Source organism: Amphibacillus xylanus NBRC 15112, assembly GCF_000307165.1.
In the GTDB taxonomy this organism is placed as follows: Bacteria; Bacillota; Bacilli; order Bacillales; family Amphibacillaceae; genus Amphibacillus; species Amphibacillus xylanus.
This window is the reverse complement of sequence record NC_018704.1, coordinates 1,881,781-1,895,591: the sequence shown is the minus strand read 5'-3', so window position 1 is coordinate 1,895,591 and position 13,811 is coordinate 1,881,781. Positions and strand designations below refer to the sequence as shown.

Below are 13,811 nucleotides of genomic sequence, written 5' to 3'. Positions count from 1 at the left end.
GCGGGATCTTGTACAATAGGATTGAAGTAGAGATCAAGGATGGACACCTTGATCTGCAAACAACTGACTTATCAGATGATATGATTATGTTGGATGGCGAGTGGGAATTTTACCCGTCCACTTTCATTGCAAACGACATTCAATTGACTGGTCAGTCTTGTGAGATAATTTCAGTACCTGATGGTTGGCAAGACCACTTAAATTCACCTTTTGGCTATGGTAGCTACCGGCTAAAAATTCGTGTTGACCCGAATCAAAACGAGACATATGGTCTCTATGTTACGAGCATTCGTAGTTCGTATGATGTTTATGTAAATGGAGAGAAATTAACTTCTTCAGGAATAACTGCAACGACTAAACAGAATTATCACGCCAAAAACTTGCCAAAACTTGTTGTTTTCGAGGCTGATGATCAAGGTCTAATTGAAATCATCATTCAAGCAGCTAACTATAATGACATAAGAGATGGTGGAATTATTCGCTCGATTAAGTTTGGTACAGAGCATGCTGTTAGAAAATTGGTTCAATTATCTAGTTATGCTCAAGTGATTTTATTCGTTCTATTTTTAAGCCATTCTCTTTATGCTCTCGTCTTTTATTTTCTAGGAAAACGAAATAAACGCTTACTTTATTTTTCATTATTCACCTTTTGCTTTTCGCTCTATTCTCTTTTAAGTACGGGGGATAAAATCTTTCATCAATTCTTCTACATTGGCTATGATTGGGATTTTCGCTTAACAAATATGGTCGGCTTGCTTGCATGGTATGCTTTATTACAGTCTACCGATCATAAAAGCTTACCTGTATGGGAAAAATTATTCCCTTATTATCAGCGTTTAGTCTGGATGTTGGTCATGGTAACGTTGTTTATCCCAGCAGCGATAATCACTCGATTGTTTTTCATTTACGCAAGCATTGCCTTAGTTGCTCTTATAGTAGCTCTTTTCTCAATTGTACGGGATTATCGACAAGACACAAAGTCAAACTTGTTAACTGTATTAGGTTTTGTCGCTGTCATTCATCATTTTATTTGGGTACAAATTTGGATTGAATTTGGTGTTTATCTTCCTTATTATCCAGTCGATTTGATCGTTGCAGTGACATTATATACAATCGAATGGTTTGGACAGTATTTTGAAACGTATAAGGAAACGAAGGCATTAGCAGTCCGCTTACAACAAATCAATCAAGAAAAAGACGAGTTTTTAGCGACCACATCCCACGAATTTCGGACACCTTTAAATAGTATTTTGTTACTGACAAAGGCAGTCCATGATCGAGATATAGACACATTATCACTCCAGAGCATAAATGAATTAACGCTTATTTCAGATATAGGGAAAAAGATGAGCTTTTTATTAGATGATCTATTAGCAATTAAACAGTTGGAGAACCATCAGCCAAGGTTGAATAAACAAGTGGTCCGTTTAGAACCGCTTGTGACAGGAGTGATCGACTTATTAAATTTTTCAATTGAAATCAAGCCATTTGAACTTGAAAATCAAATTTCAGATCGATTTCCAGCTGTATATGCGGACGAAAACCGATTGACACAAATTTTCCTAAATTTAATTAGTAATGCAATCAAATATACTGACAATGGGCGGATCACAATTTCCGCTAGTGTAAAAGATAGAAATGCTGAAATCAACGTCACCGATACTGGAATTGGGATCAGTCCCGAACTACAAAAGAAAATCTTTTTACCTTATCAGCAAGGAGACACAGTTAGGCAAATGCGGGATGGAGGGTTTGGTTTAGGGTTGAGTATCGTTAAAGAACTTGTCGAATTACATGGGGGAAAAATTTTTGTCGATTCGATTGAAGGCTCGGGTACAACATTTACATTCACTTTGCCACTCGCTGCTGTTGAAGAAAAGGTTGTACACTCAAATAAATTAACTGCTGATCTGACTAAACTAAAACAATTCAATCAACCCGAGTCAACTAAAAAAGTTGGCTTGCCTGCAATTCTTATTGTTGATGATAATCCAACTAGCTTAATTGCGATAAAGTCGATATTGCCTGATGAAGAGTATGATGCTGTTCTTGTTTCAAGTGCACATCAAGCACTCGAGCAATTAAAAAAGAGAAATTGGGACTTGGTTTTATCAGATATTATGATGCCAGAAATATCAGGCTATCAATTAACTAAGATAATTCGTGAGCAATATAGTTTGTCAGAATTACCGGTATTATTGCTTTCTGTGGGAAATACAAATATCAAAGCTTGTTTTGCTTCAGGCGCAAACGACTATATTCGTAAACCAGTTGAACCAGTTGAACTAAAAGCACGGCTGGATTCACTTATCTCACTTAAACGTGGTGTTGAACAACAGTTAGATCTAGAGACAGCATGGTTACAAGCACAGATACAGCCACATTTTTTATTTAATACATTAAATTCAATTAAAGCATTAAGTGAATGGAATACAGAAGAAATGCAAACATTGCTCGATCATTTTAGTTATTACTTAAGAAATAAATTTAAGTTTCAACGCATGCGTGCCCTGGTTCCCTTAGAAGAAGAGTTAAATTTAGTCCGTTCATATCTTTATATTGAACAAGTTCGTTTTCAAGAAAATTTACGAATCGAATGGCAATTAGACGATCTTACCGGTGTCTTTATACCGTTTATAACCATTCAACCGCTCGTGGAGAATGCCATTCACCACGGGATTAGGAAAAAGCAAGGAAAAGGAACAATTTCGATTCGGTTCATCAATAACATGTCTACTTCAAAGGCGACAATAACAGTAAGTGACGATGGTGTAGGAATCGAACAAACAAAACTAGCTAAACTACTAACAGGAAAACCAGGTGATGAATCGGGAATCGGAATCTTAAATGTCAATCAACGATTAAAACAACTTTATGGTACAGGACTAATCATTGAAAGTTCGGTGAATCAAGGAACAACTGTATCTTTTGAAATTGATTTAACAGTGAACTAACCTTATTAAAAGTAATGCCCCAAGCTTTATATTTAGGAAATGAATTTTTCCTATATATAAAGCTTTTTTTAATGCGTAGATTGTAAAATTAAGCTAGACAACTAAAAAAGTCATTTATGATACACTCTTACTATACTTCCACCACGAAGAATAGGAGTGATCATAAATGACCTACACCCATCTTACCACGGATGAATGAGTTATGATAGAAGCTTATTATCATCAAAATATTTCAGTTACGATGATCGCTGAACGCTTAAAACGTTCGCGTCAACCCATTTATAACGTCATTAACTTTTTGAAGCAGGGTCACTCAGCGATCGATTACTACAAACGCTACAAGGAAAACAAAAGGCGATGCGGTAGACGTAAGATCTCCTTGCCTAAAAAAGAGCAGGAATACGTCAAGGAAAAGGTTTCCCTTGGATGGACGCCGGACGTTATTATTGGGCGTGCCGAACAGCCCATCAGTTGTTCAATGAGAACGTTATATCGTCGCTTTGAGGACGGTTACTTTGATAGAACAACGCTCCCTATGAAGGGCAAAAGAAAACCAAATGGACACAACGAACGACGTGGAAAGCAAGCTTTCAAACGACATATCTCTGAAAGAGATAAAGACTATCCTCTATTTAAAGATGAATTTGGTCACATTGAAGGTGACACAATCGTTGGTGCTCATCATAAAAGCGCAGTTATCACATTGGTGGAACGTCTATCTAAAGCTATCATCACTTTAAAGCCAGAAGGTAGAAAAGCAAGTGACATTGAAACAACGCTAACACAGTGGTTTCAATCTATTCCAAGAAATCTGTTTAAGTCTTTCACATTTGATAATGGGAAAGAATTTAGTAATTGGAAATCGTTGTCCAACCAACATGATGTCTCAATCTACTTTAGAGACCCAGGAACACCTTCACAACGTGGCTTAAATGAACAATCAAATGGCTTACTTCGAAAAGATGGTTTGCCAAAAGAAATGGACTTCAACGAAGTCGATCAGAACTTTGTGTCCGCAGTAGCTGACAAGAGAAATAAAATCCCTAGAAAATCACTAAATTATCGAACGCCTTTGGAAGTGTTTTTGAGTTACATCGATGAATCACATTTGTCTAGCTTAAATTGACAAATCAAAATGCTAAAAAAATACTTGTATAGAAATTGTACAGTTACTTATGATTTTTTCCTCTAGTCAGATCAGCTATGATTATGGTAGTTGCAAGATTAGAATAGTTATCAAATAGAAATATGTAAAAAAGTAAAGAAAACTGATAACTATTTTGTGAATGTATAGAATTATCCAATTAAAACAATATTTTTAAAAAGGGGATGGAGTTAGATGAAGATTAGAGTTAGTTTGCTAATGATTGTACTTTTACTAGTGCAAATGGTTTTACCAGGAGTAGCACCACTTCAAACAGCTTCTTCTGAGAAAGACAATGCACAAAATGAGTTATTTGACTTTGACAGCATAAGCGAGGCTGATTATGTTGAGGATGGAGAAAGTTTATTTGTCAACGTTGATTGGTCGCTAGATGACTATCAATTGCTTGAAGAAGAGGTAGATAAATCGATTGACTTTGAATCGCCTCTTAAATTAGTAGATCAAGAAACGCATCTAACGATACAAGAAGATCAAGAACTTGATCTTGCTGTTGTGGCCGTAGTAGAAGGGGAGCTAACGGTTACATTTAACGAGGTCGCTCTTGAATATCCAAAAGAACAAGGAACGGTAAAATTACAAGTGGAGATTGAAGAGCAAGAAGAAATTGGAGACGATGAACCAGTAATTGAACCTGAGGAAGATTTCGGAAAAAATGCGGAAGGCGATACAGAAATAGAAACAGAAGATGTTCAGAATGAGATAGTAGAAGAAGATACAGAAATAGAAATTGAAGAAGAAGCTACTGAAGAAATTCCTGAAGTTGTTGTAGAAGAAGTTGAAAAGAAAGCGACAGCGGATCTTTCTTATACAAGACTTAACCCAACACAAGATTCAACTTCAAATAAGCAGATTACAGAAAATCTTATAACTGGAGTTACTTTATCAATAGATGGTGAAGAACTTGTAAATGGTACTGAGATTACTGTTGATCAACCATATAATCAGTTAGATGTTATTTTAACATATGATTTTGCATTACCTAATAATCATGGATATGTTAGCGGTCAAACATATACGATTGAAGTGCCGGAAATGTTTGATATTCCAGAAATATCAGCAGATTACCAAGAGGAATTGATTCGCGCAGATGGAGAGACTTTCGGTACATTTTACACAAACGGTAATAATGTAATCATTACATTTAATCAAAATATTGAAAATGAATCAAATATTGAAGGGGAAATCAAATTAGAATCAAATTTTGATGAGAATTATGATGGATTAGCTGACGGGGATAAGATAACATTTCCACTCGAAGATGGTACAGAGCTAGAATTCCCAATTAAATTTATTCCAAATGCTAATGTAATTGATAAGAGTGGGATTGGTAATAAGCAATACAACACCAACACGATTACGTGGACCGTAGAGATTAATAAAAATCTTCGAGAGATTGAAAATGCTACGTTAAATGATATGATCGGAGAAGGAGATGGCGATCATTCATTTGTTGAAGGTTCATTAAAAGTTTATCAATTGGTGATGAATGCAGATGGTTCAGTCAATGAAGCAATTGAACAAACTGACCATGATTTTGGTACGGAATTCCCACTGAATTTAGGTAATATTGATTCCGCATATCGATTTGTTTACGAGACAGAAATCAATGATATTACCGGTGAGGCTTATCGAAATGAAGTTACATTAGATGGTAATGATATTGATCCATCTACGACACATTCAACCGTAAATGTGAAGCGTGGTCAACCACTTGAGAAAGGTGCAGTTGATTATAATGATGTATCACAAACAATTAAATGGGAAGTAAAGTATAATTATGATGAAAAAAATATCTCACAAGAACAAGCGAAAATAACAGATGTTTTTGGCCATAATCAACAATTAGTCGAAAATAGTTTTGAAGTAGTCGTTGTTGATATTGATCCTGACACAGGTGAGCCAATTGGTGAAACACCTGTTAGTGCAGATGACTATAAAGTTTTCAAAACAGCTGATGGATTTGAACTTCAATTTAATGACGATATTGACTGTGCATATAAGATAACGTACCAAACGACAGTGATTAATCGTGTTGATGGTGATGTGAATATTACCAATTCGATTTCTGATGAATTTGGAAATGAAAGCAATGGCGGACAATTAATCAGTCAAGGAATTTTCATTAAATCTCATGGTTCGACCAATTATGAAGCAAAGGAAACAAATTGGTCAATTTTAGTTAACCGCGATGAACAGTTGATGTCAGATGTTGTGATTACAGATATTTTGCCAGTAGGGTTTACTCCTAAAAATATTCGAGTGACTCATGATGGTAATGAGTGGACAGATGGTATGCAGTATGATTACAGCTATGACCCGGATTCACGAGAAATTACATTTGATTTTAACGAAGAACTAACGAAACGTGTCGTTATTACTTATACAACTGATATTGATTTTGATGTAGCAGGTAGAAACAGTGAGTATACGAATGGTGCCCATTTAGAGTGGATACCTAAAGGGGAAACAGACAAAATCGACCGTAATGATGAAGCTACATTTGTGCCTAATGGCCCTACACGAAACAACGGCTTCAAACATGGCTCTTATAACATGGAAACAAAAGAGATCACCTGGACAATTGGTGTCAACTATAATAAAGAAAATCTTAAAAATGTAAATGTACAGGACTTTATTTTAGGTGAGCAAAACTTTGAACTTGATGATGTGAAAGTGTATGAAGTTACATTAACGTCATCAGCTCCTTATTATGAACGTGGTGCTGAGGTAACAGATGATATTACTATTACAGAAGTTACTGGGTCTAATGGTGAAGAAGGATTTAATGTTGCATTTAGAGATATTGATTCTGCTTATATTATTCAATATACAACAGATCTTAATGATCAAAATATTGTAGCCGAATATGAGAATAATGCAACAGTCTCAAGTGATAATAAAGCTGACATCGAACTTGATGCTACAGTAAAACCGACATATGGTGGACAATATGTAAATAAGAGTGGTGCTCAAAATACTTCAAATGGTAGAATTGTCAATTGGTCGATCAATCTTAACTTTAGTCAATCGACAGTGAATAACTATCAAGTTGTTGATACGCTAAGCATTAACCAAACTATTTTGAGAGATAGTTTTAAAGTTTATGAGACAGAAGTGAACCCTAATAGTATTACGAAAACAAGTACAGAGCTAACAGAAGGTACTGACTACGAAATCGTGTTTGCTGAAGATGATGATACAAATCAAGAATTCTTTACACTTCGATTCTTGAATGAAATTGATCGTGCTTATGTTCTAGAATATGATAGTTATATTTTGTATGAAGGTGAAGAAGGAACATATAGTAATTCGGCCCAGATAAGTGGGGAAATTCCAGGTGATGAAATTCAGCAGGAATCGGTCAATAACACAAAAATCTCATTCAACAACATCTCAGGTTCGATTAGAGGTGAGGTAGGTTCATTACAAGTGACGAAAGTCGATGCGGATGATGATAGCATAACCCTTGAGGGTGCAGTTTTTGAACTGTGGGATCAAGCAGGTAACGTTTTATTGAAAACGGCTGAGACGGATGAAAATGGTGTCGCTACATTTACGAATTTACTTTATGCGGATTATCAGTTGAAAGAAGAAAAAGCACCTGAATTTTATGTTGTTGGTATTGACGATCAACAGGAGGTTACGGTTGATTCCGAAATAACTGCAGAAACAATAAAAAACAAAAAAATCAAACAGCATTTTGAATTGACTAAAGTTGATGATGTTGATAAAACGCCATTGGAAGGTGTTAAGTTTGAGCTTTACACTGGAGTGCCAGGATCAGGAACGTTTACTGGTGAAACCTTTACTACTAATGTAGAGGGTAAGATTTTAATAGAGCATTTATCAGGCGGAAATGCTGATGAGGGCCTACCAGCAGGAGATTATTATTTAATTGAGACTGAGGCTAAAGAGCACTATGAGCTTGATGAAACGCCGATAAGATTCACGATTACTCAGGATCAGACGGTTGTGACGACTGTAACAACAGAAAACTCACTAACCCCAGGTTGCCTAACTTTTGAAAAGATAGATAGTGAATCTGAAGAATTATTGTCTGGTGCTGTGTTTTATTTGGAGTATCTTGATTATGATGGAAGTAATTATAATTATAATGGGGAAAATTACAACAAAGTTAGAGAAGTAACGACAAATTCTCAAGGGAAAGTAGAACTTGATGATCTAAGACCAGGGAAATACAGACTAAGAGAGAAAACACCTCCGCGTGGTTATGAATTTACATCTGACATAGATGAAACATTTGAAATTGAAGAAAGTCAGACAACGGCTGTTGATCTTGGTCAGTTTGAGAATGACGTAAAAACAACCAATCTAGTCCTGACAAAAGTAGATGCTGCAATTAACAGTATCAAATTAGAAGGTGTTGAATTTACCTTAAGCTATACTGGGTCAGACTATATAATTGATGATCAAAAAGCTGAAACGAATGAAAAGGGACAAATCATTTTTACCGATTTAAAACCGGGAGAGTATGAATTAGTAGAAACAGGTGTACCAAGTGATTATGGCTACATTGCAGATGATACACCGATTCCTGTAACGGTAACAATAGAAGATGTGCATTTAGAGAGAAATGTTACTCAAACGGTTGAAAATGCGCCGTTTAGAGATGTTGTGCTCACAAAAGTGGATAGTGAATCTGATGCACCTTTACAAGGAGCAGTATTTAACCTAGTAGATAACAATGACAATGTGCTTGAAGAAGATCTAACTACAAATAGTCAAGGTCAGATTCGAATTACTGGACTGCCAGCAGGTGATTATAAATTAGTAGAAACAAGCGCACCAACTGGTTATGACATAGGAACTGTGACAGAATATCCTTTCAAGGTTAATGGAACAGAAACGTCAACAGAATCAGTGCTAATTGAAGCTGCAAATGATATTATTAAAGGCTCTGTCGAAATTACCAAAGTAGATGCAAAAGATAATAATATCACGCTTGACGATGTAGAGTTTACGTTAGAAAACATCTCATTGGTTAATGGTGGAAGTTTCACGACACAAACGGGCTTGGCAACAGATTTTGATGGGAAGCTATTTATTGACGAACTTCGTCCAGGAAGATATCGATTAACAGAAACAACTCCACATGAAGGCTATCAACTTCATTGGAGACCGATTGAGTTTACAATCAATTTAGCTAATGAAGCTGGCGAAGCACATGAATTTGAGCTTACAGTTGAGAATTATAAATTAGTTGATATTGAAGTGACGAAGGAATGGGAAGATAATTTTATTGATTCTAACCATGATGCAGAACGACCAGAAGAAATCACTGTAACGCTTCTTCAAAATGGAATCACACATCGAACGCAAACAATCAATGCAAGTTCTAACTGGACGCATATGTTTGAAGGCTTAGATGCGGTTGATTCAAGTGGGAAGCCTTATACCTATACGATTGAAGAGCAAACTGAAGCTGGCTATATTTCAGTGATTACTGGTGATGTAGAGAATGGATTTGAAATTACCAACACAGCAAAAGCAACTAATATCGAATTAACCAAACAAGATTCTATTAATGGGCAATTATTAAATGGAGCTGAGTTTACCTTAACATATCCAGACGGGACAACAACCCAAAACGGTACAACCGATGAGGATGGTAAATTAACCTTTGAAGATTTACAGCCAGGTGTCTATACGTTAACAGAGACGACACCACCAGCCGGTTATATTGCAAATACTGATCACGAGATAACTGTTACATTAGACGAAGTGGAGAATTCAACAGTTTTAACAAGAACGATTGAAAATGATCCGTTTGCAAATGTAACGTTGACGAAAGTAGATGCGGAAACAGGTGTAGCACTAGCAGGTGCTATATTTAAAGTTGTTGATGCAGATGACAATGATGTAGTAGGGTTTACAGATCTTGCAGTTGAAAGTAATGGCACACTAAGCATTACAGGACTGCCAGCAGGTAGCTATAAACTCGTTGAAACAACAGCACCGACAGGATATATATTAAGTGATGAAGAAATTGCTTTCACTGTAACGGCAGAATTAGATACGGTAGAAATAGAACTGGGTGATTTTGAAAACGAGATTACTAGAGGTTCCGTCACGTTTACAAAAGTAAATAATGATGGTGACCCTTTAGCAGATGTAGAGTTCTTGTTAGTAGGTACGGATTTAGTAAATGATGACGATGGTTACTCTAAAACACACTACACAGATGAGAATGGGGTAATGTCTGTTGATAATTTACGTCCAGGAACATATACGTTTACTGAAGTATATCCAAAAGGCTATCAGCATTACACTGGAGAAGATTTAACATTTACAATCGATCCAGTTGATGGAGAAACCGATATTGACTTAGGCGAGGTGATTAACTATCAACTTGTTGATATCAAGGTAACAAAAGCATGGTTAGATGATAATAACGCAACGAACACTCGTCCAAATGTTGACGGTATAACAATTGAATTGTATCGTAAAATAGAAAATGGTTCTAAAGATCTTGTTGAATCAGTTGAATTAACAGAAGATGATGTTCTCGATGGCGATGACAATATTTGGACATACACGTTTGAAGGTTTGGATGCCGTTGATGGAGAAGGGAATCTTTACACATACTCTATTGAAGAGCTAGAAGTCACTGGTTATACAAGCAGTGAACCTGAGCCAACAGCCGATGGTTTTAAGATAACAAACCTTCGTACAAATACAATTAATGTAACTGGTGAAAAGACTTGGATTGAAGTGCCGGGAGGCGAACAATACCGTCCAGACTCAATCACAGTCAACTTATTTGCCAATGGTGAACCAACAGCTTGGAGCGAAGAAGTAACAGCAGCAAAAGACTGGAAATATTCATTCACAGATCTTGATCAGTTTGATGAAGATGGGAAGGAAATCACTTATACAGTAAAAGAAGATTCCATCACTGGTTACACTCCGATCTATGGTGAAGATAACTATAATATCACTAATAAACAAGAAACCATAAGCATTTCCGGAACGAAAACCTGGAAAGATAATGGTGAAGATCGTCCAGAAACACCGATAACTGTTCAGGTTATGAAAGGGACTGATGTCGTTCAAGAAAAAGAAATTACGTCAGAAGAAGATACAACATTCACATTCACAGACTTACCTAAGTACGATAAAGATGGTAATGAGATTGGGTACACGATCAATGAGTTACCAGTTCCAGGATACTCTACAGATATTAATGGGTATGATATTACCAATACAAGATCAGAATTGGTAGATGTTCGAGGAACAAAAACGTGGAAAGATGATGACTCAGAAGATCGTCCAACTGAAATAACTGTGCAGTTATTTGCGAATGATGGGGATGAGCCAATAGATACGGTTGTGGCAAGTGAACCTGATTGGGAGTACGCATTCACAGGCTTACCTGGTTATGATGAAAATGGAATAGCCATTGCATACACAGTGACTGACGATGTAGAAGGATATGAACCAGATGTAAATGGTTATCACATTACGAACGTAAGAACAGGCACGACTGAAGTTAGTGGTAGAAAAATATGGTTAGATGATCTAGAAGAGCATCCAAGTATAACAGTTGAGCTTTTTGCAAATGACAATAAAGTAGACGAAAAAGAGCTAGATGAAGAAACAGGCTGGTCATACGAATTTACAGACCTCGATAAGTATGACGAAGAGGGAATCGAAATTGTCTATACAGTTGATGAAGCAGAGGTTCCTGTAGGTTATGAGAAGTCGATTGACGATGATTTCAATATTACAAATCGTCGGGTTGGTACAACGTCTGTAGAAGGTGAGAAGATCTGGTTAGATGATCTAGCTGAGCATCCAAGTATTACAGTAGAGCTTTTTGCAAATGACAATAAAGTAGACGAAAAAGAGCTAGATGAAGAAACAGGCTGGACATATGCATTTACAGGCCTTGATAAGTATGACGATGAAGGAATCGAAATTACGTATACAGTCGATGAAAAAGAGGTTCCTGAAGGTTATCAGAAGTCGATTGAGGGTAACGATATTACCAATTTACGTGTCGGTACAACTGAAGTAGAAGTAACGAAATTCTGGCAGGATGAAGATGAGAATGATCGTCCAGATGCTATCACAATTAACTTACTACGAAATGATGCCTTTTTTGCAGAACATGAATTGACGAAAGAAGATGAGTGGAACCTAACAATCTCAGATTTACCTAAGTACGATGAAGAAGGAATTGCCTACACCTATACTGTCGAAGAACATGATGTGCCAGGCTATGATTCAGAAGTCGATGGTTTTGAGATTACCAATACACGCGCAGAAGTAAAAAGTATTACAATCAATAAAGCATGGTTAGATGATGATGAATCCGCAGATCGCCCAGAGTTAATAAAAGTAGATCTGTTCAGATCAGTTGCTGATGGTGAGCAAGAATTTGTAGACACGTATGAAGTAACGGGTTCATTAGATGCATCAAATTGGTTACTTCAGATAGAAGACTTACCATCATTTGATAGTGATGGGAAAGCATACACGTATGAAATTGAGGAAAAAGCAGTTGAAGGTTATCAAACGAGCGTCCATGGATTTAACATAACGAACTTACGTGTAGGCGAAACAAAAGTTGAGGGTGAGAAGATCTGGTTAGATAATAACGATGCAACAGGCGATCGTCCTGAAGAAATTGACGTGATTCTTTTCCAAAATGATGTGGAAATTGACCGTCAAACCGTTTCAGTAAATTCTGATTGGCATTACAGCTTTGAGAACTTAGCTGAATTCGATGATCAAGGTGTTAAATATAGCTATTCAGTTGCGGAAGAGCTTGCTGATGAAGTAAGAGATTTGTATGAAGAAATCTCTGAGCCAAATAGCTATGATCTAATCAATCGTCGGGTTGGACTCATTGATGTTGATGTCACTAAGACATGGCAAGATGATGATCTAACTGATCGTCCAGAAGCAATCACAGTAAACTTATTGCAAAATGGGATCGTTATTGATACACAGAATATTACTGCTGAGATGGACTGGAGTTTCAGTTTCACAGAATTGGCTGAATTTGATGAACAAGGTGTAGCCTACGAATACACGATTTCTGAACATGATGTTCCAGGGTATCAATCGATAATTGATGGCTATGATATTACTAACACACGCTCAGAATTGAAGTCAATTACTGTAACGAAATCATGGTTGGATAATGATTCAGTAGATCGCCCAACAGAAATTACAGTTGATTTATTGGCAAACGGGGAGATCATTCAAACTGTTCAGATTACAGCAACAACAGATTGGGTATATCAATTTGAAGATCTGCCAGCTTATGATGAACAAGGTCAGGCCATTGCTTATTCAATTGAAGAGCATGAAGTTGAAGAGTATGAAACAACGATTGAAGGTTTCGATATAACCAATCGCTCTGTTAAAGAAGGTGCAACGGATGAATCATCTTCAGTACAAGATAACGATGGGCAAACGATGCCTAATACAGCAACAACAATCTATAACACGTTGTTAATTAGTCTAGTATTCCTTTTAGTTGCGACAGTATTGTTTATTATTAATAAGCATCGCAATCGTTCGGCTAAATAATTAAACGATTAGTAAAAATCCCGATCAGAAGGGAATATAAATGATCTAGCGTTGGTGATTAATTTACTCACCAACGCTATTTTTTATGAAAAATGATCTAACTTAGTTTTATGCTTTGTTGGCTCATCATA

At 36.5% G+C, this 13,811-nt stretch carries 3 protein-coding genes; all 3 read left to right on the top strand.

The features are described 5' to 3' along the window. Positions 1 to 8 precede the first annotated feature (8 nt). The 3 genes from AXY_RS09250 to AXY_RS09240 all read left to right on the top strand — a co-directional run bounded on the left by AXY_RS09250 (position 9) and on the right by AXY_RS09240 (position 13,680). The gene (locus tag AXY_RS09250; protein WP_015010543.1) at positions 9 to 2,954 is read left to right on the top strand and encodes an ATP-binding protein; all 2,946 of its coding nucleotides are present in this window, start codon (positions 9 to 11) and stop codon (positions 2,952 to 2,954) included. Between the two features lie 202 nt (positions 2,955 to 3,156). Then, positions 3,157 to 4,080, top strand: a complete 924-nt coding sequence (locus AXY_RS09245) for an IS30 family transposase (RefSeq protein WP_015010542.1) — start codon at positions 3,157 to 3,159, stop codon at positions 4,078 to 4,080. A 213-nt stretch (positions 4,081 to 4,293) separates the two neighbouring features. Further along, positions 4,294 to 13,680 carry a Cna B-type domain-containing protein gene (locus AXY_RS09240; RefSeq protein ID WP_015010541.1) on the top strand — a complete coding sequence of 3,129 codons (9,387 nt, stop codon included), beginning with the start codon at positions 4,294 to 4,296 and terminating at the stop codon, positions 13,678 to 13,680. Positions 13,681 to 13,811: the final 131 nt, after the last annotated feature.

Bases quoted from the DNA above. Each gene is read 5' to 3' on its own strand.
- AXY_RS09240 (WP_015010541.1), top strand. From the start codon at position 4,294: ATGAAGATTAGAGTTAGTTTGCTAATGATTGTACTTTTACTAGTGCAA.
- AXY_RS09245 (WP_015010542.1), top strand. From the start codon at position 3,157: ATGATAGAAGCTTATTATCATCAAAATATTTCAGTTACGATGATCGCT.